General features: G+C 61.6%; 18 protein-coding genes. 9 read left to right on the top strand and 9 right to left on the bottom strand.

What is annotated here, in order from left to right; genetic code table 11:
* The first annotated feature begins 248 nt into the window (after nucleotides 1-248).
* From AB8A23_RS09210 to AB8A23_RS09195, 4 genes are all read left to right on the top strand, one after another.
* Nucleotides 249-1,031 carry an ABC transporter ATP-binding protein gene (locus AB8A23_RS09210; protein ID WP_120287164.1) on the top strand — a complete coding sequence of 261 codons (783 nt, stop codon included), beginning with the start codon at nucleotides 249-251 and terminating at the stop codon, nucleotides 1,029-1,031.
* Complete coding sequence (locus tag AB8A23_RS09205) at nucleotides 1,028-1,885, top strand: ABC transporter permease (protein ID WP_439059876.1); 858 nt, start codon at nucleotides 1,028-1,030, stop codon at nucleotides 1,883-1,885. The genes AB8A23_RS09210 and AB8A23_RS09205 overlap by 4 nt, the downstream gene beginning before the upstream one ends.
* A gap of 31 nt (nucleotides 1,886-1,916) precedes the next feature.
* Nucleotides 1,917-2,885, top strand: coding sequence for an ABC transporter substrate-binding protein (locus AB8A23_RS09200; RefSeq protein ID WP_120287165.1), 969 nt, complete (start codon nucleotides 1,917-1,919; stop codon nucleotides 2,883-2,885).
* Between the two features lie 71 nt (nucleotides 2,886-2,956).
* Nucleotides 2,957-4,294: an amidase gene (locus AB8A23_RS09195; protein WP_120287166.1), complete on the top strand. Its 1,338-nt coding sequence runs from the start codon at nucleotides 2,957-2,959 to the stop codon at nucleotides 4,292-4,294.
* A gap of 45 nt (nucleotides 4,295-4,339) precedes the next feature.
* On the opposite strand, the gene AB8A23_RS09190 is transcribed toward AB8A23_RS09195, so the two are convergent.
* Nucleotides 4,340-4,882 (bottom strand): cupin domain-containing protein, encoded by a 543-nt coding sequence (locus AB8A23_RS09190; protein ID WP_120287167.1) that lies wholly within the window; start codon nucleotides 4,880-4,882, stop codon nucleotides 4,340-4,342.
* A 166-nt stretch (nucleotides 4,883-5,048) separates the two neighbouring features.
* Here AB8A23_RS09190 and AB8A23_RS09185 point away from each other — a divergent pair, with 166 nt between their 5' ends.
* From AB8A23_RS09185 to AB8A23_RS09175, 3 genes are all read left to right on the top strand, one after another.
* A complete protein-coding gene (locus AB8A23_RS09185; protein WP_089265843.1) occupies nucleotides 5,049-5,264 on the top strand; it encodes a CsbD family protein in 216 nt (71 codons plus the stop codon).
* A 239-nt stretch (nucleotides 5,265-5,503) separates the two neighbouring features.
* Entirely contained in the window at nucleotides 5,504-6,301 is a 798-nt protein-coding gene (gene trhO / locus AB8A23_RS09180; RefSeq protein WP_089265842.1) for an oxygen-dependent tRNA uridine(34) hydroxylase TrhO, read from the top strand.
* Nucleotides 6,294-6,521, top strand: a complete 228-nt coding sequence (locus AB8A23_RS09175; protein ID WP_089265841.1) for a SlyX family protein — start codon at nucleotides 6,294-6,296, stop codon at nucleotides 6,519-6,521. The genes trhO and AB8A23_RS09175 overlap by 8 nt, the downstream gene beginning before the upstream one ends.
* A gap of 213 nt (nucleotides 6,522-6,734) precedes the next feature.
* Here the strand turns inward: AB8A23_RS09175 and AB8A23_RS09170 are convergent, their stop codons facing one another.
* Both AB8A23_RS09170 and AB8A23_RS09165 read right to left on the bottom strand, forming a co-directional pair.
* Nucleotides 6,735-8,273 carry a class I adenylate-forming enzyme family protein gene (locus AB8A23_RS09170; protein WP_120287168.1) on the bottom strand — a complete coding sequence of 513 codons (1,539 nt, stop codon included), beginning with the start codon at nucleotides 8,271-8,273 and terminating at the stop codon, nucleotides 6,735-6,737.
* Nucleotides 8,274-8,422: 149 nt separating this feature from the next.
* A complete protein-coding gene (locus AB8A23_RS09165) occupies nucleotides 8,423-9,028 on the bottom strand; it encodes a nuclear transport factor 2 family protein (RefSeq protein ID WP_120287169.1) in 606 nt (201 codons plus the stop codon).
* Nucleotides 9,029-9,111: 83 nt separating this feature from the next.
* On the opposite strand from AB8A23_RS09165, the gene AB8A23_RS09160 reads away from it, so the two are divergent.
* Nucleotides 9,112-11,211, top strand: coding sequence for a S9 family peptidase (locus AB8A23_RS09160; RefSeq protein ID WP_120287170.1), 2,100 nt, complete (start codon nucleotides 9,112-9,114; stop codon nucleotides 11,209-11,211).
* 127 nt (nucleotides 11,212-11,338) lie between these two features.
* On the opposite strand, the gene hemC is transcribed toward AB8A23_RS09160, so the two are convergent.
* The 5 genes from hemC to AB8A23_RS09135 form a co-directional block, all read right to left on the bottom strand.
* On the bottom strand, nucleotides 11,339-12,322 hold the full coding sequence (gene hemC / locus AB8A23_RS09155) for a hydroxymethylbilane synthase (RefSeq protein ID WP_199711965.1): 984 nt from the start codon (nucleotides 12,320-12,322) through the stop codon (nucleotides 11,339-11,341).
* A gap of 109 nt (nucleotides 12,323-12,431) precedes the next feature.
* Complete coding sequence (mctP, locus tag AB8A23_RS09150; RefSeq protein ID WP_120287171.1) at nucleotides 12,432-13,919, bottom strand: monocarboxylate uptake permease MctP; 1,488 nt, start codon at nucleotides 13,917-13,919, stop codon at nucleotides 12,432-12,434.
* Nucleotides 13,909-14,094 carry a DUF3311 domain-containing protein gene (locus AB8A23_RS09145; RefSeq protein ID WP_092145849.1) on the bottom strand — a complete coding sequence of 62 codons (186 nt, stop codon included), beginning with the start codon at nucleotides 14,092-14,094 and terminating at the stop codon, nucleotides 13,909-13,911. Before AB8A23_RS09145 ends, mctP begins: the two co-directional genes overlap by 11 nt.
* A gap of 220 nt (nucleotides 14,095-14,314) precedes the next feature.
* On the bottom strand, nucleotides 14,315-15,427 hold the full coding sequence (locus AB8A23_RS09140) for an NADH:flavin oxidoreductase/NADH oxidase (RefSeq protein ID WP_120287172.1): 1,113 nt from the start codon (nucleotides 15,425-15,427) through the stop codon (nucleotides 14,315-14,317).
* 261 nt (nucleotides 15,428-15,688) lie between these two features.
* Nucleotides 15,689-16,003: a hypothetical protein gene (locus tag AB8A23_RS09135; protein ID WP_120287173.1), complete on the bottom strand. Its 315-nt coding sequence runs from the start codon at nucleotides 16,001-16,003 to the stop codon at nucleotides 15,689-15,691.
* Nucleotides 16,004-16,392: 389 nt separating this feature from the next.
* On the opposite strand from AB8A23_RS09135, the gene AB8A23_RS09130 reads away from it, so the two are divergent.
* On the top strand, nucleotides 16,393-18,195 hold the full coding sequence (locus tag AB8A23_RS09130) for a carbamoyltransferase C-terminal domain-containing protein (RefSeq protein WP_120287174.1): 1,803 nt from the start codon (nucleotides 16,393-16,395) through the stop codon (nucleotides 18,193-18,195).
* A gap of 111 nt (nucleotides 18,196-18,306) precedes the next feature.
* Here the strand turns inward: AB8A23_RS09130 and AB8A23_RS09125 are convergent, their stop codons facing one another.
* Nucleotides 18,307-19,986 (bottom strand): methyl-accepting chemotaxis protein, encoded by a 1,680-nt coding sequence (locus AB8A23_RS09125; protein ID WP_120287175.1) that lies wholly within the window; start codon nucleotides 19,984-19,986, stop codon nucleotides 18,307-18,309.
* Between the last annotated feature and the right edge of the window lie 78 nt (nucleotides 19,987-20,064).

The following is a 20,064-nucleotide window of genomic DNA, read 5'->3' as shown; positions in this document are numbered from 1 at the left end:
TGGCCGGGACAAGCCCGGCCATGACGAACGAGAGAACGGAGCGCGAGGTCGCCTAAAGTGTTCGCCAAAAATACACTTCGCCACACCTGCTCAATTTATCGCCGAGAATAAATCCAGCCTGCCCAAAGCCGGGGCAAAACACTTCAAGCCTCAAGCTATCCGCAGAAAACCTGCGCGATTGTTTGAAGCTTTTTCGTGCCCAAGATGGCACGCAGCTTGCGTATGTGCGGTACCCAGGAAACCGCATCATGCCGCCGAAACAAGTTCAACTCACCGTCCAGAACATCAGCAAGTCGTTTGCCGGCAAGGGCGGCGACGTCAATGTGCTCGACGATCTCTCTTTCACCATCAACGAACGCGATTTCGTCAGCATTATTGGCCCCAGCGGCTGCGGCAAGACGACCATCTTCAACATCATCGCCGGCCTGCTGGAGCCCGATGGCGGCGCTATCACCTATCGCGGCAAGGAAATCGAGAGCCTGCGCGGCCGCGTCGGCTACATGATGCAGAAAGACCTGCTGTTTCCGTGGCGCACGGTGATGGGCAATGTGCTGCTCGGGCTGGAGACGCGCGGCGTCGACCAGAAGGAGGCCGAGGAGAAAGCGCGCGAGTATCTCAAGCAGTTCGGCCTCGCCGGCTTCGAGAACGCCTATCCCAAGACCCTGTCCGGTGGCATGCGCCAGCGCGTGGCGCTGATCCGTACGCTGATCATGGATCCCGACATCCTGCTGCTCGACGAGCCGTTCTCGGCGCTGGATTATCAGACGCGGCTGTATCTCGAAGGCGTGCTGAAGGATGCCGTACAGACCTACAACAAGACGGTCATCCTCGTGACCCATGACATCGACGAGGCCGTCGCGCTGTCGAAGCGCGTCGTCGTGCTCTCCGGCCGCCCGGCGCGGGTGAAGGTCGTGCATGAGATTGACATCGAGGCAACCTCGCCCATCACCGCGCGCAACGACGTGAAATTCTCGACCTATTTCAAGACGCTCTGCGCCGAACTCGATATCCAGACGGAGAAAACATCATGACCCTCGTGATGTCCGGTACGCCTGCACGCAAAAAGTCTGTTCCGCGCAAGTCCCGCAAGAAGCGATCGACCTTCGACACGACGCTCGGCCGCGCGGTGTTGCAGCTGCTCGCCGTCGCAGTGTTCTTCGCGCTATGGGAGCTCGGCGTCCATGCCGGCTATATCTCGGCATTTTTGATGGGGTCGCCATCTGGCATCTTCGCCACGTTCTACAAGCTGGTCCTGAGCGGCGAACTGCTGTCGGATTCCTGGTACACGCTGTTCGAGGCCATTTTGGGCTTCATCATCGGCACCATCTTCGGATCGCTGTTCGGTCTTGCGCTGTGGTATTCGGTGTTCGTCGCGAAGCTGGTCGAGCCCTTCATCGTCGCCATCAATTCCGTGCCGAAGATCGCACTCGCGCCCATCGTGGTGCTGTGGTTCGGCACCGGCCTGATATCGAAGGTCGCACTCGCCGTTTCACTCACTGCACTGGTAGCGCTGATCGCCGCTTATCAGGCGGCCAAGGATGCCGACGTCGATCTGCAGTCGCTGATGATCTCCATGGGTGCCGACAAGCATCAGGTGTTCTGGAAGGCTGTAGTGCCATCCACACTGCCGTCGATTATCGCCACCTTCCGCATCAATATCGGCTTCGGCCTGGTCGGCGCCGTGGTCGGCGAGTTCATCTCGTCGCAGCGCGGCCTCGGCCACATGATCTTCCTCGCCTCCAGCCTGTATGACCTCAACTCGGTCTGGGTCGGGCTGTTCACGCTGATGATCCTTGGCTTCGTGCTCTATTACGTCATCGACATCATCGAGCGCACTTCGCTGCCGTGGAAGCAGGCGACCACCTCGCATCAGGTCCAGGTTTAATCCCCCCTTTCCACCATAACGGAGACGTTCTATGTCATTGTTGAAGCGTATCACCGGCGCGGTCGCGCTGGCTGGAGTCTTGCTCGCCACGCCAGCGATGGCGCAGAACAAGAAGGTGGTGTTGTCGCAGGCCTTCCAGTCGATGCTGTATTTGCCGCTCTATGTAGCCATCAATGAAGGCTTCTTCACCGCGCAGGGCCTCGACCTCACCAAGGAAACCGCAGGCTCGCCCACGGTCGCACTCTCGGCAGTGATCTCCGGCAGCGCGCAGTTCTCGATCCACGGGCCGGAATGGACAGCCATTGCGGCCTCCAAGGGCGCGCCGGTCGGCATCATCGCCAACGTCGTTAACGGCGCCGCGGTGTGGATCGCCACCGCGCCGGATTTCAAGTTCACTGACGTCAAGAGCCTGAAGGGCCAGAAGGTGGTCGTTGGCACCATGCCGACCACCAGCACCTCGCTGTTCCTGAAGCTACTGAAAGAGAACGGCATGGACGGCAAGACCGATGTGGAGATGATCCCCGTCGCGATCGGCAGCGAACCGGGTCCGTTCCTCGCCAAGCAGGCTGACGTCGCCGTGATGTATGAACCCGGCCTCGATCAGGTTGTCGCCAAGGGAATGAAGGTGGTCTACGGCTTCCCGAAGAGCTACGGCGCCTATGCATTTTCGTCGGTGACCGCACGCAACGACGTCAATCCGGATCTGGCGCAGCGCGTCACCAACGGTATGGAAATGGCGATGCGCTTCATGAAGAAAGATCCTGCCAAGACCGTGGCCATTGCGCAGAAGGAATTTCCAACGCTGGATCCGGCCGTGATTGAATCCGCCGTCAAGCGTATGCTGGCCGACGGCGTCTATCCGGACAGCGTCGATATTTCTGCACCCTCGCTGAAGATCTCCATGGACACCCAGATCGCGCTCGGCAATCTCGCGGCCCAGCCCGACTATGACAAGTTTGTCGTGAAGAAATATATCGAGCCCGCACTGGCGATGAAGTAATATCGAAGGCGCGCAGCCTCGCGGTTGCGCGCCTCTCTCGATCCCAGAAGAAACGTTCAGGACGACACGACATGACGAATGCAACCGCGCGCACTGCAACATCTGGCGCGGGGGTTCTGGACCTGCTGCGGCTGTTCAAGGGCAACACATCTGCGGCAGATCACTACGCATCGGAGCGGCTCGCACAGGCCAAGGCTGCCGAGCCCATACTGAAGGCCTTTGAGGTCCTCCCCACCGACACTGTGCGCAAGCCAGGGCTGCTCTCCGGCATTCCCGTCGCCGTCAAGGATATCATCGCCACCACCGACATGCCGACCACCAATGGCTCGGCCGTCTATGCCGATCACGTGCCGTCGGCCGATGCATGGGTCGTCGAACGTCTGCGCAATCTCGGCGCCACCATCTTCGGAAAGACCGTCTCGACCGAATTCGCCTGGCGCCATCCCGGCCCGACCACCAATCCATGGAACAGCAAGCACACACCGGGTGGCTCGTCCTCCGGCTCGGCAGCCTCCGTCGCTGCCGGCATCGTGCCCCTGGCGCTGGGCACGCAGACGCTGGGCTCCATCGTCCGCCCCGCCGCCTTCAATGGCGTCGTCGGCTTCAAGCCGAGCTTCGGCGCTATCCCCCGCAGCGGCGCGCACCACCTCAGCCAGTCGCTCGACCACATCGGCTTCTTCGCGCGCAAGGTCGATGACGTCGCCTATGCGCTGTCACTGATCGCAGGCACCAGCGACAGCGATCCGCATGGCGCGCCGGTGCCGGGTTTCGAAATCTCCGTCGAGCGCGGTGTACCGCCGCTGCCGTCCCCGCGTCTTGCGGTGGTGCGCTTTGCCAAATTCGCCAAGGCCGAGAGCGAACAGCAACAGGTGTTCGAAGCCTCCGTTGCCCGACTGCGCAGCGCGGGTGCTGTCATCGAAGAACTGGAACTGCCCGAACTCGATCGCAGCAACTGGGACGCGATCAACATCATTCTGGCCGCCGAAGGCGCGGTGATCTTTGGCGATCTCGTCGCGCGCTATCCCGACAAGACCAGCGATCACCTAAAGAAGCTGGTGGAGACCGGCAGCGCCATCAGCGCGGCAGCCTATCTCAAGGCCAAGGCGTTGCAGATGAAGCTGCGTGCGGATTTCACCGCGCAGATGACGAATTACGATGCGGTGCTGACGCTGCCGGCCTATGGCGAAGCACCGGAAGGGCTGAGCTATACCGGCGATGCCGAATATTGCGCGCCATGGACCCTGATCGGCGTGCCCGCGCTGTCGCTACCGGCTGGGTTCGGCAAGAACCATCTGCCGCTCGGCCTGCAGGTGGTCGGCCCCTATCTGAACGATCTGCGCACGCTGCGCGTAGCGAAGTGGATCGAGAGTGCGCTGGCGTTCTCGCCGGGATTGCCCGAGATCAAATAGCAAAGGGCCCTCGTCCAATCTCGGGCGAGGGCCTCAGCCTGATGCTTACTTCTTCACCGCCCCATCGGGATGCGTGGGATCGACCCACAACACCGTCTCCGGCTTCTCCACCGGCTCGATGTCGATATTGATAGCGACCGCCTCGCCGTCGCTGCGCACCAGCACGCATTCCAGCACTTCGTCGGCACTGGCATTGATTTCCTGATGCGGCACGTAAGGCGGCACGAAGATGAAATCGCCGGGGCCGGCCTCCGCGGTAAACTGCAGGCGATCGCCCCAGCGCATCCGAGCCTTGCCCTTCACCACATAGATGACGCTTTCGAGATGGCCGTGATGATGCGCACCGGTCTTGGCATCCGGCTGGATCGACACGGTGCCGGCCCACAGTTTCTGCGCGCCGACGCGCGCGAAATTGATAGCCGCCGCGCGGTCCATGCCTTTGGTCGATGGCACGTTGGTATCGAGGTTGTCGGCCGGAATGACGCGAATGCCGTCGTGCTTCCAGCGATCTGGATCATGGTCGTGGGAATGATCGTGGTCATGTGAATGATCGTGCGGATGCGTGTGGTCGTGACCATGGCCGGACATTTTCGATGCCTTCTTTAGTTCCGCGGAAATGATGTCACATCGTGCGGCATCACGTCCCCGGGAGTGAGGAACATTCAATTGAGCCGGCAATTGTCTCTGCGAAGCTCAAGCAGCGCGTATCGAGAATGGTCTCGGAACTGCGTCTGCAACATGACAGGAGTATCCCATGGGTGCCACCGCAGACAAGATCAAGGGAACCGCAAACGAAGCCATCGGCAAGGCCAAGCAGGGCATCGGTGAAGCGACCGGCTCTGACCGCCTGCAGGGCGAAGGCCTGATCCAGGAAGGCAAGGGCCACGCGCAGAAGGCAGTCGGCGATGCCAAGCAGGCCGCCAAGGACGCCGCCGACAAGGCGTCGGATTTTGCGAACCGCAAACTTTAACCAATTCCAACCGACGGAGTTTTGACTCCTCCGTCGGTCGCAGGTGACGCTGCAAAAGAAGCCGGTCCCGTAAGGGGCCGGTTTTTGCGTTCTGGCACCACGCGTTGCGCTGGTTTCGCCGGGTATGACATAGGTCAATACCTGCGCAGGGGAGCATCCGGCCCAAAGCCCTGATGGCAACGATATTTCGGCCAGTTCCCGGACTTCCCCCTCGCGGGTCCGGCTGGTAAACCCCCGCCATGTTCAAGGTCGCCGCCCTCTATCAATTCGCCGCGCTGCCGGATTTCCGGCAATTGCGCGAGCCGCTGCGCGCACTCTGCGTCAATCTCGGCATCAAAGGCTCGATCCTGCTGGCCGAGGAGGGCATCAACGGCACCGTGGCCGGGACAGACGCCGCCATCGATACGCTGGTGCACGAACTTGAGACCGGCGTGATGTTCAGCGGCCGACTGAACCATCTGGAGCTGAAATTCTCCCGCGCCAGCCTGATGCCGTTCCTGCACATGAAGGTGCGGCTGAAAAAGGAGATCGTCACCCTCGGCGATCCCCAGACGGATCCGACCAAGACGGTTGGCGCCTATGTGGACGCCGCCGACTGGAACGATCTCATCGCCGACGAGAACACGCTGGTGCTCGATACGCGCAACGCGTTCGAAGTGGCGATGGGCACGTTCGAGGGCGCAGTTGATCCGGAGATCGCAAGCTTCGGCCAGTTCAAGGATTTCGTCGCGCGTACGCTGGATCCCGCCAAGCACACCAAAATCGCGATGTTCTGCACCGGCGGCATCCGCTGCGAGAAGGCGAGTTCGTATCTGCTCTCGCGCGGCTTCGCCGACGTCTATCATCTCAAGGGCGGCATCCTGAAATATCTCGAGGAGATCCCTGAGGCCGAGAGCCGCTGGCGCGGCGAATGCTTCGTGTTCGACCAGCGCGTCGCGCTCGGTCATGGCCTCGTCGAAAGCCAGTCGATCAAGCCTGACTTGCCGATCAATTCGGAAGATTTTGCGATGCTGCGGGAGAGCGCATCCGATGAGTGAGACCGCAAAAGACCTGACAGGCTTACGCGAACGTATCGACGCACTCGAAACTCGCGTCGCCTATCAGGACGACACGATCGAGACGCTGAATACGACGATCACCGCCCAGTGGAAACAGATCGACATGCTGACGCGGCAGGTTGCCACGCTCGGCGAGCGGCTGCAGGAGGCCGAAAGCAACAGCGGTGCGCCGCGGAATGAACCTCCGCCGCATTATTGAAGATTATTGGTAGTCAAGTGCAGTGGCCGCGGAGTCCCTCCCCCGCTCTTGCGTGGGGAGGGTGGCCGGCCGCCAGGCCGGTCAGGTGGGGGTCGCGCCACATACAGAGCTACGCTTGTTGCACCCCACCCGTCACATCGATCGCTTCGCTCTCGATGCGCCACCCTCCCCACCGCGCGGCTACGCCGCGCTTGAGGGAGGGAAAGCGGCGCGCTACGCCGACAAATCCGCCGCCAGCTTGCGGTCTCGCAACTCGCGCTTCAGCACCTTGCCGATGGCGCTGCGCGGCAACACATCGACCAGCACGACATCGTTGAGTCGCTGGAACTTGCCGACACGCTCATTCGTCCAAGCCTTCAGTCCCGGCGCATCGACCGAGGCACCCGCCTTCATCACCACGAAGGCGACCGGTGTCTCACCCCACTCTTCCGACGGCATGGCCACAACGGCGGCTTCGAGCACGTCGTCGTGTTTCGTCAGCACGGCTTCGAGATCGCTCGGATAGATGTTGAAACCGCCGGAAATAATCATGTCCTTCTTGCGGTCCATCAGCTGCAGAAAGCCGTCTTCGTCAAAACGCCCGACATCGCCGGTGCGGACATAGCGCTTTCCGGAAGCGTCGTGCCAGAACGTCTCGGCGGTCTTGCCGGGCTGGTTGAGATAGCCCTGCATGATGACGGGCGAATGCCCGACCACTTCGCCAATTTCGCCTTGGGCAACGAAATTGCCGTCCTCGTCAATCAGGCGGATCTCATGATCTGGCGCTGGCTGGCCGACGGTGTGCAACTTGGTCGGATGTTCATGCGCCAGCAACACGCAGGTGCCGCCGCCTTCGGTCATCCCGTAATATTCGGTCAGCCCGCCAGGCCAGCGTTTCAACACGTCGGCCTTCAGCGCGCCGCCGAATGGCGCCGAGGTCGAGAATTTCATCACGAAGGACTTCAGATCGAAACTGTCGAAATCCGGCACCGCCATAATGCGGCGATACTGCACCGGCACCAGCATCGCATGGGTCGCCCGATGTCTGGCGCTGAGTTCAAGGAAGCCGCGCGCATCAAACTTCTTCATCAGCACCAAGGTGCCGCCACCGGCGAGTGTCGGATTGAAACAGACCAGCGTGGTGTTGGAATAGAGCGGCGTCGACAGCACGGTGACCGCATCCGGCCCGTAGCCGAGCGGATCGAGCTGGCCATATTGCCGCCAGCGCATCCAATAGGTGTGGATGATGCCCTTCGGCGTACCGGTCGTGCCCGAGGAATAGATGATATTGAAGACCCATTCCGGATCAATCGTCACCGGCGCTGGCGTCGCACCTTCCGGCGCTAGCCATTGCACAAACGGCTTGCCGGCCTTGCCGCCGTCGAGCGCGACGCGCTGGATGGAGGGATCGATCGTAGCCTCCGCGAAGGAGGCGGCCGTCGCGTCGTCCATGAACAGAATTTTTGCGGCCGCATCCTTCACCATCGCGGCGAAATCCGTGGGTGTCGATGACGGCGCCAGCGGCGCCACCGCCACACCGACGCGCAACGCACCAAGAAACACCGCTGCATATTCGATCGACGACAGCGCACAGATGGAGATCGCGTCGCGCGGCTTGAGGCCACTGGCCTGCAATGATGCAGCGATACGATCGATCAGTGCGTCGAATGCGGCGTAGTCGATCTGGCGATCAGCATCGATCACGGCGATCTTGGTCGGCTTGGATGCGGCGGTGTTACGGACCAGTGCATCGAGGGTGATGAAGTCGGGCATGTTGTTTCTCCCAGTCTTTTTTGTTCTTTATCAACTATCCACGTCATTGCGAGGAGCGAAGCGACGAAGCAATCCAGAGAGCGACAAGGAAAGACTGGATTGCTTCGTCGCCAAGAGGCTCCTCGCAATGACGGCTGAGGGTAAGGCGGCTACCGATCCAGCTTTTCGCCGTTCAGCCACTTCTTGCCGCTGGCATAAAGCGCCTCCACCGCGTCGCCGCGCAGGCCGGGCATATCAGGCTTGATCTGATAACCGATTTGGCTCTGCAGATAAGCGAGATGGCGATAGCCCTCGGGGAAGCTCGCGAGCAAATCCGCATCGAGCTTCAGCGGCGCGCCGGGCACGACGGGATCCATGCGGTCCTTTTCATAAATCGGCTGGCGCAGCACCATGCCCCATTTGCCATCGCGCTTTTCGAGAAAGTCGTAGAACCGCCCGGTCAGCATCACGTCGACATTGACGCCGTGCACCAGCGCGCGCTGGGCGATGGCCATCTTGGTCTGCGAAATTGCGCGGGTGCCTGCGAGATCGATCGACTGCGCGCCGAGGAAATGCATGATCGAGACGCCCTTGGCCCAGCCAGCCTTGCTCATGGCGATGAACTCGTCGGCCGTGCCCTGGGTCCAGGTGGCCACCATGCGACCATCGTCGAACCAGACGGTGCGGAAGCGGTCCCAGTCGCCGGCGTCGCGCCAGACCACCCAGTTTTCAATGAGATCGCGGATGGCAAGGCGGTCGATAATCTCTATATCCATGGAATATCCAATATGCGGGGCAGGCGCCGATGCGTGCGTGTTCCGCGATCATATCCGATCAGGCTTCCGCGAAAAGAGCGTTCATGACAAAGCAGACATCCTCCATGCCCGCGCCGGTTGCGCCGCGTCATCCGCATTCCTTCACGACCCACGGCATCACCGTGACCGATGACTATGCCTGGCTGAAGGATGCCAAATGGCAGGAGGTGCTGCGCGACCCCAGCGTGCTGGAGCCGGAGATCCGCACCTATCTGGAGGCCGAGAACGCCTATACCGAGAGCCTGCTCGGCGGCACGGCGGCGCTGCAGACCAAGTTGGTTGCGGAAATGCGCGGCCGCATCAAGGAAGACGATTCCAGCGTCCCGTCGCCGGATGGCCCTTATGCTTATTTGCGGAAATTCCGCGAGGGCGGCCAGCATGAATTATTCGGCCGCATGCCGCGGGATGGCGGCGAGGCCACCATCATTCTCGATGGCGACAGGCTTGCCGCCGACCACAAATATTTCAAGTTCGGCGGCGCCCGCCATTCACCCGATCATGCGCTGGAAGCCTGGAGTGCCGACGTCAAGGGCTCGGAATATTTCACCATTCGCGTGCGTGACTGGGCCACCGGCAACGATCTCGACGACGTGGTCGAGGAGACCGATGGCGGCGTGGTGTGGACGCTCGATTGCAAGTCCTTCTTCTATGTGAAGCTCGACGACAATCATCGTCCGATGCAGGTCTGGCTGCACAAGCTCGGCACCAAACAGGCCGACGACAGGCTGATCTTCGAGGAGCAGGATTCCGGCTGGTTCACCCACATCCATGAAAGCGCCAGCGGCCGCTTCTGCGTCATCGCCGGCGGCGATCATGAGACCTCCGAGCAGCAATTGATTGATCTCAACACGCCAGACGCGCCGCCGCGCCTCGTGGCGAAACGCGAAGATGGCGTGCAGTATTCGCTGGCCGATCGCGGCGACGAGCTGTTCATCCTGACCAATGCCGATGGCGCCATCGACTTCAAGATCGTCACCGCACCGCTGGCTTCGCCCGCGCGCGCCAACTGGACCGACCTGATCCCCTATCGCGAGGGCATCTATGTCCTCGACATGGAGCTCACGGCCAATCATCTGGTCCGTCTGGAGCGTGCCAACGCGCTGCCGTCGATCGTGATTCGCGATCTCACCACCAAGGACGAGCACGCCATCGCCTTCGACGAGGCCGCCTACTCACTCGATACGATGGGCGGCTACGAATTCGATACGACCACGCTGAGGTTTGCCTATTCGTCGATGACGACGCCGTCGGAAGTCTATGACTACGACATGGCGACGCGCGAACGCACCTTGCGGAAGCGTCAGGAGATCCCGTCCGGCCACAACCCCGCTGACTACGTCACCACGCGCATCATGGCCAAAGCCCATGACGGCGCCGAAGTCCCGGTGTCGATCCTGCATCGCAAGGACCTGGCACGGGACGGCAAGGCTCCGCTGCTGCTCTATGGCTATGGTTCCTACGGCATGGCGATGCCTGCGTCGTTCTCCGCCAACCGGCTGTCGCTGGTCGATCGCGGTTTCGTCTATGCCATCGCGCATATCCGCGGCGGCGCCGACAAGGGCTGGGGCTGGTATCTCGACGGCAAGCGCGACAAGAAGACGAACTCATTCGATGATTTCGCGGCCGCTGCGCGTGCGCTGATATCAGCGAAATATACATCCGAGAAAAACATCGTCGGCCATGGCGGCAGCGCCGGCGGCATGCTGATGGGCGCGGTCGCCAATCGCTCCGGCGAACTGTTCTCGGGGATTGTCGCCGAAGTACCATTCGTCGACGTGCTCAACACCATGCTCGACGACACGCTGCCGCTGACGCCGCCGGAATGGCCCGAATGGGGCAACCCGATCGAGAGCGAAGCCGACTTCAAGACCATCCTGTCCTACTCGCCCTATGACCAGGTCGCGGCGAAAGCCTATCCGAAGATTCTGGCGATGGGTGGCCTCACCGATCCACGCGTCACCTATTGGGAGCCGGCGAAATGGATCGCACGGCTGCGCACGACGATGACGGGTGGAGGCCCGGTGCTGTTACGCACCAACATGGGCGCCGGCCACGGCGGCGCCTCCGGGCGGTTCAACCGACTGGATGAAATCGCGATCGTCTATGCGTTTGCACTGTGGTCGGTGGGGATGGCGGAGAGCTAGTCGCCACACACTCCGTCATGGCCGGGCCTGACCCGGCTATCCAACTTCACTGTCGTACATCAAAAGATGGATGCCCGGGTCAAGCCCGGGCATAACTTGGAGAGGGCAAAGTGTCGTATCGAACGGCCTAGTGCTCCGGCCGATTGGCCTCGATCAGCGCGCCGGCGCCCTTGTCGAGCAGCTCCAGCCCGACGGCCCGCCCCAGTTCGCGCGGACGATCCGCCGGCCCGATGCGCGTTACCTCAATGAACTGCCCGCCGGCTTCATCCAGCACCGATGCGGTCAGCGACATCTCGTGCCCCGAGATCACCGAATAGCCGGCGATCGGCGAATTGCAGTGGCCGTTCAGCACCCAAAGCACCTCGCGCTCGGCATCGCAGGACAGATGTGCCGCAGGGTCGTCGATCAGTGACAGATGACGCCGCGAAGCCCAATCATGCGCCGCGCATTCGACTGCGACGATGCCCTGCCCCACGGCCGGCAACATTTCCTGCGGCGTGAAATCACGTGCGATGCGGCTCGCCAATCCAACACGCTCGAGGCCTGAACGCGCCATGATCAGCGCGTCGGCGGGGCCGATCTCGTCGCCATCAGGCAGCCGCTGCATCTCGCCATTGTCGAGTTTGCGCACGCGCGTATCGGCAGCCCCGCGGAAATGGATCACCTCAATCTCGGGAAACAGGCGGCGGATATAGGCGGCACGGCGTACGGCATTGGTGCCGATCTTGAAGCCTTTGCCATGCGTGCGCTTGAGATCGTCGAGGCTAACGCCTTCGCGCAGCACCAGTGCATCGGTCGGCGGATCGCGCACCAGCGTGGCGCCGATCACGAGACCCGGCGTGTCTTCATTGCCGGGCATGTCCTTCAGCGAATGCATCGCCGCATGCAGCGTACCCTTGAGCACGGCCGCGCGAATTTCGCCGACGAAAGCGCCGCCCTTGCCGCCATGCTTCAGGAGATTGCTGGTCTGGTCACGGTCGCCGACCGGCTCGAATTTCACGATCTCGACGGCCAGTTCCGGCGCGACAACCGCAAGCCGGCGCGCGATCTCTTCGGTCTGGGCCAGCGCCATGGTGCTTTTGCGCGTGCCGATGCGCATCGATTCAGTCACTCAGGCAAGCTCCATCCGGCGGTCCCGCACAGGGATGGCGGGCATTCGCGCGGACAATAAAGCCAGCGCGCGCCGGAAACAATGCGCGCGCGGGCTTTACGGGGGGCCCTTACGTGCTCGCCGCCTCGGCCGTTGCCACCGGCTTCGGCACCACGAGATTGACCAGCATTGCCACCACGATATTCGCGACGAGGGCAATCAGACCGACATAGACCGTCGCCTGGAAGCTGCCGATCGACAGCATGTGCAGCGGCTTGAGACCATCCGTCCAGGCCAGATATGTGCCCCCGAACAGGCCGACCACCCATCCGGTCAGCAACGCCGGCGCGGTGAACCAGCGGGTGAACAGGCCGAAGATCAAGGCCGGCAGCGTCTGCAGGATCCACAGGCCTCCGAGAAGCTGCAGGTCGAGCGCGAACTGCGTCGGCAGATAGATGATCACCAGCAGCGCACCGACCTTCACCACCAGCGACGCGATCTTTGCCACCGCGGCTTCGCCCGCTGAATCGACCTGCGGATTGACGTAGGCCTTCCAGAAATTGCGGGTAAAGAGATTGGCAGCACCAATGCTCATCACCGCTGCCGGGACCAGCGCGCCGATGGCAATCGCCGCAAAAGCGAAGCCTGCGAACCAGCTCGGAAACAGCGTCTGGAACAGCGCCGGTACCACGTCATTATTGCTGGCGAGCTTCAACTTGGCAGCGTGACCCATATAGCCGAGCAGCGCCAGCAGGCCGAGCATCAGTGTATAGGCCGGTAACAGTACGGCGTTCTTGCGGATGGTCGTGGCGCTCTTGCTGGCGAAGATACCGGTCAGCGTATGCGGATACATGAAGGCCGCGAGCGCCGAACCAAGTGCCAGCGTGGCGTAGGCGACATACTGGCTGGGCTGCAGCAGGATACTGCCCGAGCCCTTGGCCTTGAATGCCTGATCGGCGGCGTCGAACACTGCGGCATAGCCGCCGAGCTTGCCGGGGATCACTGACACTGCCGCGATAACGGCGATGTAGATCATGATGTCCTTGACGAAGGCGATCAATGCCGGCGCGCGCAGGCCCGACGAATAGGTATAGAGCGCCAGCACGACAAAGGCCGCGATCAGCGGAAGTTCGCCTTCGAAACCAAGCGCCTTCACCGCGGTGGCCATACCGATTAGCTGCAGCGCGATATAGGGCATGGTGGCGACGACACCGGTGATGGCGACTGCTGCTTCCAGCATGCGCGAACCATAGCGACCATGCACAACGTCGGCGGCAGTGACATAGCCGTTGTCCTTGGCGACCTGCCACAGCCTCGGCATCACCATGAACACGATGGGATAGACCAGGATGGTGTAAGGCAGCGCGAAAAAGCCATAAGCACCCACCGAATAGACCAGTGCCGGCACGGCGATCACCGTATAGGCGGTATAGAAATCGCCGCCGACCAGAAACCAGGTGATCCAGGTGCCGAACTGGCGGCCACCAAGGCCCCATTCGTCGAGACTGGCCAGCGTTTTCGGGCGGCGCCACTTCGAGGCGACGAAGCCCATCACGGTGACGAGCGCGAAAAAGAACAGAAAGACCGCAACGGCGGGAATATCGAGCTCAGTCTTCATTGGGGTAGGTCCGGTAAGCGAGCCAGGTCAGAAAGGCGGTCATCGGCACCCACGCGAGCTGGTACCAGTAGAAGAACGGAAAGCCGAACAGCACCGGATCATGAAAGTTGTAGAACGGGACCCAGAGCAGACCGACGAAGGGGATCAGCAGAAGCCATAGAAAATGGCGGGCCATGGCGGGGCTCCTCTCGACAGGCGGGCAGCGCCGGATGCCACGATTATTTTACGGCGCAGAATTTTGCGCTGTGTAGGTGCGACATTCTGTCATGTAAACACGATGGCGCCGCAGGGCTGCCATTCGCGGAGTGGACGCGGAGCAAAGACAAACACCCACACATCGCACCCGGCTTGCGGGACAATGTGTGGGTGTTGAAAGTCAGGCGCCTTGAAGTGGTTTAGCGGCCGCCGAATGTCGTATCGCCGAACAGCGCCTTTTGCGTCGATGGCTGCGAGCGCCAGTATTGCGGCGGCGCCTGTACCTGACCGCCAAGCTGCGCCGCCGCGTGCCACGGCCAGCGCGGATCGTAGAGAATGCCACGTGCGATGGCGACCAGATCGGCTTTGCCGGAGGCCACGATGTCTTCAGCCTGTTGCGCTTCGGTGATCAACCCCACCGCAATCGTCGGCAGTCCCGTCGCCGCTTTCACGGCTTCAGCGAACGGCACCTGATAACCCGGCCCGAGCGCGATCTTCTGCTGCGGCGAGACACCGCCGGACGAAACATCCATCCAGTCAACGCCGCGTTTCTTGAGCTCTTGCGCGAACACAATGGTCTGCTCGACATCCCAACCGCCCTCGACCCAGTCCGACGCCGAGACCCGGACGCCAACCGGCTTGTGGGCCGGAAACGCTGCGCGCACAGCGTCGAATACTTCGAGCGGAAAGCGCATGCGATTTTCCAGCGAACCACCATAATTGTCCGTGCGCTGGTTGGAGATCGGCGACAGGAATTCGTGCAGCAGATAGCCGTGCGCCGCGTGGATCTCGAGCGCATCGATGCCGAGCCGCTCGGCGCGTTTCGCCGTGGCCACGAACGCGTCGCGGATGCGCGCGAGGCCCGCGGCATCGATCTCCTGCGGTGGCAATTCGCCGGACTTCTGCGGAATGGCGGACGGGGCGTGGGCGACCCAACCGCCTTTGTCGAGCGGGACCTGCTGGCCGCCATCCCATGGGGCGTGACTCGACGCCTTTCGGCCTGCATGGGCGATCTGCATGCCAACGGCAATGTTCGAATGTTTGCGTATCGCCGCCAGCACAGGCTTCAACGCGGCTTCGGTCGCGTCATTATAGAGGCCGAGATCGCCGGGTGTGATGCGGCCGATGGCTTCCACGGCGGTCGCTTCGATCACCAGCATTGCGGCGCCCGACAGGGCCATATTGCCGAGATGGATCATGTGCCAGTCGGTCGCCCGGCCATCTTCGGCAGAATACTGGCACATCGGCGCAATGACGATGCGGTTTGGCAGCGTGAGGTCGCGCAGCTTGAAGGGAGAGAACAGGGCACTCATGAAGGTTCCAGGGTGGGAGGACCGAATTGCCATGCGCGGGCGCGCAAGCTTGCCATGCCGACATTGGAATTTGGATGAGAAAACACAAGATGGCATGCCAAAAGCGACCTCAGCATTGTGCAAGGAGGGTAGCTTTCGACAAATCATTCTCGGAGGAGAAGGCCCGTTTCCTGGAGAAAGGCGAGCCTGGAAAGCAAAAGGCGCCCCGGTTACCCGGCGCGCCTCTCCATCTCGTTCATTCAGCGCCGTAGCGCCTATGACTTAGTACGGGCAGACCACTCGGCCCCAGCGACGGCTGAAATAGCAGCCCGGCGCCACGAAGCGCGGTCCACCGTAGAAGCCATAGCCGCGACCATAGCCACGACCGCCGCCACGATAGAAGCCGCCACCGCGTCCACGGCCCCAACCGCCGCCGCCACGACCGCGACCACCGCCACGGGCCTCGGCCGAGGTGCTGCTCGTGGTGAGCAACACCGCCGACGCGCCGATCAGACCAACACAGTAGACAGACACAAGCGCCATCGCTGCTAGGCAGCGGGTCACGATATTATGGCGCGTCGTTTTGGTTTGAGCCATTCTTAGGAACTCCCATTCTGCAGAAGCACGGCTTTAGAATGCTTCCGGCCTCGAATCGTTCAGTGAGCAATTCTTGATTCACACAGGTGCTGAAACCAGAATAGTAATATGGCCATCACAAGGCGTGCACGCACGAACAACTTTACAATAGGGTCAAGCCCGAACGGCGGTCAAGTTGCCGGCAACGCTGTCACTACGAACGAATGCGCACCTTCACGCGTCACCTCGCTTTTGACCTCCTGCGTTCATCTTCTCTTCATATTGCCTCGCACTATGCTGATCGCTCCGCCTCGCAACTGCGAATATGCGGTCAGTCCCACCCGCCGCGTCTGCGTTAGCAGCTCGATCCCATCATTCGTCCCTTTCCGCGAATTGTCAGAAGCTGATTCATGCCCAAACCCAGCTACATCCTCGGTCTCAACACCTACGATCACGACGTCAGCGCCTGCCTGCTGCGCAACGGCACGCTGGCCTATGCGATCGAGAAGGAGCGGATTACCCGCGAGAAGCACGCGACGGGGTTCTACAAGGAAGTGATCGACTACGTCCTCGACGCCGAAGGCATCACGCTGGACGACGTCGACCTGGTGGTTAGCAATTGCTACATCCTGCCGGTTCCGGAGATGGAAGACCGCCTGATCTATCAGGACATGCCGGGCTTCCTGCCCGAATATGAACGGCAGGACGCCAGCGTCTACCCGCTGTTTCGGGCGCGCACCGGCAAGGTCAAAACGATCTCGCATCATCTGGCGCACGCCTATAGCGCATTCGCCGTCTGCCCCTTCGAGGAGGGAGCAATCATGATTGTCGACGGCGTCGGCAGCTATCGCTCCGACGTCATGGAGGCCTATCCGGACAGCGAGCCGGGTTCAAAGCTCGCCCGGGAATCCGAGAGCTATTACGCGTTCAAGGGCACGCAGCTCGATTGTCTGAAGAAAGTCTGGATGGAGCCGGACCGCGGCTTCCTCAGCGACGAATTCTACAACATGCCAGGCCTCGGGGCGCTTTATAGCCGGGCCTCGACCTATGTGTTCGGCGACTGGAACAAATGCGGTGAACTGATGGGGCTCGCGCCCTATGGCCGCCGCGACCAGGTCAAGCCGCTGATGGACATCACCGACAACGTGCTCAGCGTGCCGCGCTGGACCCCCGAATATAACCAGCCCTATATCGCCGACAGCGACGGCAAGTGGGACACCCATCCGTCCATGCGGCACTGGGAGGATCTCGCCTGGCGCGTGCAGGACGACACCGAGAAGGTGCTGCTCGCCCGCGCGCGCTGGCTGCGCGAAACGACCGGTGCAAAGAACCTCTGCATCGCCGGCGGCGTCGCGCTGAACTGCGTCGCCAATGGCCGCATCGCCCGCGAAGCCGGCTTCGAGAATGTCTGGATCCAGCCCGCCGCCGGCGACAACGGCATCGCGATCGGCTGCGCCTATTACGGCCTGCTGGAGGTACAGAAGCAGCCGCGCTCTTATGTGATGACGCATTCCTACACCGGCAGGAACTATACCGATCGCGACATCGAGGCAGCAACACAGCGCACGCTGGTCAAGGCGCAGACCAGCACGGTGCGCAGCGACAATATCTGCCGCGATACGGCCAAGCTGCTCGCCGACCAGAAAGTGATCGGCTGGTTTCAGGGTCGCTCGGAATACGGCCCCCGCGCGCTCGGCAATCGCAGCATCATCGCCGATCCGCGCCGGCCGGAGATGAAGGACATCCTCAATTCACGCGTGAAGCACCGTCAGCCGTTCCGTCCGTTCGCGCCGATTGTGCTCGCCGAGCGCGCCAGAGAGATTTTCGAAGGCGATCAGGATTCGCCGTTTATGCTGATCGCCGCCCCGGTGCGCCCCGAATGGCGCGAGAAGATTCCGGCCATTGTGCACATCGATGGAACGGCGCGCATCCAGACCGTCACGGAAGACACCAATCCTGTGCTCTATCGGCTGCTGAAGGAATTCGATGCGCTCACCGGCGTACCGGTGCTGCTCAACACGTCATTCAACGTGAAGGGCGAACCGATCGTCGAGGCTCCGCGCGACGCCATGGCGTGTTTCATCAATACCGGCATCGATCATCTGATCCTGCACGATACGCTGGTGTCCAAGACATCGGCGCATCGTTTCGTCGCCCCGCTGGTGCGCACCTATATGGACATCGCGGGACTAGTGTCGGCGAGTACGAGATAGAACGCTCGACATCCGCAGGGCGGGCAAAAGCGCAGCGTGCCCACCACCATCATCGAACGCGCTGCGGTGGGCACCGCGCAAAAGCGCCCTCGCCCACCTTACAAGCCATGATCAGGCCGCGCGCACGGCGTTGAGGAACTTGCTGACTTCGTCCTTCAGTCGCGTGCTGTCCGAGGACAGTGATTGCGCCGCAGCGAGAACCTGGGTCGAGGCAGATCCAGTCTCTGTTGCACCACGCTGCACATCAACGATGTTCGACGAGACCTGCATCGTGCCCTGTGCCGCCTGCTGAACGTTGCGGGAAATCTCCTGCGTCGCGGCACCCTGCTCTTCCACCGCGGAAGCGATGGTCGAAGCAATCTCGGACATGCGGCCGATGGTGTCGCCAATCTCCTTGATGGCGCCGACCGATTCCTGGGTCGCCGCCTGGATACCGGAGATCTGCGTCGAGATCTCGCCAGTGGCCTTGGCAGTCTGCTCAGCGAGTGCCTTCACCTCGGAGGCGACGACGGCGAAGCCGCGACCGGCTTCGCCGGCGCGCGCCGCTTCGATGGTGGCGTTGAGCGCCAACAGGTTTGTCTGACCTGCGATGTTGTTGATCAGTTCGACCACATCGCCGATGCGCGCTGCAGCGCTGGCGAGCTCGCCGACGCGATCATTGGTCTTGCGTGCCTGATCCACCGCCTGCCCTGCGATTGCAGCCGACTCCTGAACCTGACGGCTGATCTCGTTGACCGACGAGGCCATTTCCTCGGTTGCCGATGCCACTGACTGAACATTGGTAGATGCTTCTTCGGAGGCTGCGGCAACCGTCGTGGTCAATTCCTGCGAACGTTCCGCCGTCGCGGTCAGCGTACCTGCCGAGGCTTCCAGTTCGGTCGATGCCGACGACACCGTCTCGACGATCTCGCCGATCATCGATTCGAAGTTGCGGGTGATGCTGTCGACGCGGCGGCCACGCTCGATCTTGGCTTCTGCATCGGCCGCTGCGGCTTCATCCGCCGCGCGCTTGTCGATCAGCGCCTGTTTGAACACCTGAAGCGAATCCGCCATCGTACCGATTTCGGTCTTCTCGCCCTGATGCGGAACATTTGCAGTCAGGTCACCCGTGCCAAGCGCCTGCATCGGCAGCACGATCGATGTAATGCCGGCGAAGACATCGCGCACCAGCAGGATAGCCGCACCGATGCCGACAACAACCGCAAACAAGAGCGAACCGATCACCATCTTGATGGCGACCCCAAAGCTGTCCGTCGCCAGTTCTCCAGCCGCCAAAGCTCCCTTGTTGTTGAGCTCGACATCCTTCTGCAGGGCTTCGTCCGCCTTGAAACCAATCTGGTTGACCTTCACGTTCATATCTCGCGCTTCATCACGAGCGTTCTTGCGCGACAACGCAAGAACCGGCTGCAACGCCGCTATGTATTCGCTCCAGAGCTTGCTGAATTCGCTATACATCGCGCGTTCCTCTGGCGACGAAATCATCGGCTCATACGTCTTGCGCGCCTTGTCGAGCATCTCGGCGTAACGCACCAATGTGTCGTCCTGGACCTTCGTATCTGCGGCATCCGTTGCAAGCAGATGTCCGCGAACCACAGAGCGATAGCTGATCGTTGCAGCGCGGACTTCACCCAAAGAACGCACGCTCGGCAGCCAGCTTGTGACGATATCGGACGTCGCTCCGTTGATGGTGTACATCTGCTTGATGGCCAGTACGCCCATCGCAGACATGGCGAGCAGCAGGAACGAGACGACAAGAGTGATCTTGGTGCGGATGGACAGGCTGGCAAACATAGGTGATGGTCCCTCGGTTTTTGACCGTTGGCGCGCAACTGCACGAATGGCATTTTCTGGGTTTGAAGACGCGGCATG

The sequence above is a fragment of the Tardiphaga sp. 619_E2_N8_4 genome (genome assembly GCF_051810905.1).
Classification (GTDB): Bacteria; Pseudomonadota; Alphaproteobacteria; order Rhizobiales; family Xanthobacteraceae; genus Tardiphaga; species Tardiphaga robiniae.
The sequence above is the reverse complement of the archived record's forward strand: the minus strand, read 5'-3'. Positions and strand labels throughout refer to the sequence as shown.

Bases quoted from the DNA above. Each gene is read 5' to 3' on its own strand.
- AB8A23_RS09170 (WP_120287168.1), bottom strand. From the start codon at position 8,273: ATGCCCGACTTCATCACCCTCGATGCACTGGTCCGTAACACCGCCGCA.
- AB8A23_RS09190 (WP_120287167.1), bottom strand. From the start codon at position 4,882: ATGTCCGGCCATGGTCACGACCACACGCATCCGCACGATCATTCACAT.
- AB8A23_RS09185 (WP_089265843.1), top strand. From the start codon at position 5,049: ATGGGTGCCACCGCAGACAAGATCAAGGGAACCGCAAACGAAGCCATC.
- AB8A23_RS09145 (WP_092145849.1), bottom strand. From the start codon at position 14,094: ATGGCCCGCCATTTTCTATGGCTTCTGCTGATCCCCTTCGTCGGTCTG.
- AB8A23_RS09175 (WP_089265841.1), top strand. From the start codon at position 6,294: ATGAGTGAGACCGCAAAAGACCTGACAGGCTTACGCGAACGTATCGAC.
- AB8A23_RS09205 (WP_439059876.1), top strand. From the start codon at position 1,028: ATGACCCTCGTGATGTCCGGTACGCCTGCACGCAAAAAGTCTGTTCCG.
- AB8A23_RS09200 (WP_120287165.1), top strand. From the start codon at position 1,917: ATGTCATTGTTGAAGCGTATCACCGGCGCGGTCGCGCTGGCTGGAGTC.
- AB8A23_RS09125 (WP_120287175.1), bottom strand. From the start codon at position 19,986: ATGTTTGCCAGCCTGTCCATCCGCACCAAGATCACTCTTGTCGTCTCG.
- trhO (WP_089265842.1), top strand. From the start codon at position 5,504: ATGTTCAAGGTCGCCGCCCTCTATCAATTCGCCGCGCTGCCGGATTTC.
- AB8A23_RS09135 (WP_120287173.1), bottom strand. From the start codon at position 16,003: ATGGCTCAAACCAAAACGACGCGCCATAATATCGTGACCCGCTGCCTA.
- AB8A23_RS09210 (WP_120287164.1), top strand. From the start codon at position 249: ATGCCGCCGAAACAAGTTCAACTCACCGTCCAGAACATCAGCAAGTCG.
- AB8A23_RS09195 (WP_120287166.1), top strand. From the start codon at position 2,957: ATGACGAATGCAACCGCGCGCACTGCAACATCTGGCGCGGGGGTTCTG.
- AB8A23_RS09160 (WP_120287170.1), top strand. From the start codon at position 9,112: ATGACAAAGCAGACATCCTCCATGCCCGCGCCGGTTGCGCCGCGTCAT.
- AB8A23_RS09130 (WP_120287174.1), top strand. From the start codon at position 16,393: ATGCCCAAACCCAGCTACATCCTCGGTCTCAACACCTACGATCACGAC.
- AB8A23_RS09165 (WP_120287169.1), bottom strand. From the start codon at position 9,028: ATGGATATAGAGATTATCGACCGCCTTGCCATCCGCGATCTCATTGAA.
- mctP (WP_120287171.1), bottom strand. From the start codon at position 13,919: ATGAAGACTGAGCTCGATATTCCCGCCGTTGCGGTCTTTCTGTTCTTT.
- AB8A23_RS09140 (WP_120287172.1), bottom strand. From the start codon at position 15,427: ATGAGTGCCCTGTTCTCTCCCTTCAAGCTGCGCGACCTCACGCTGCCA.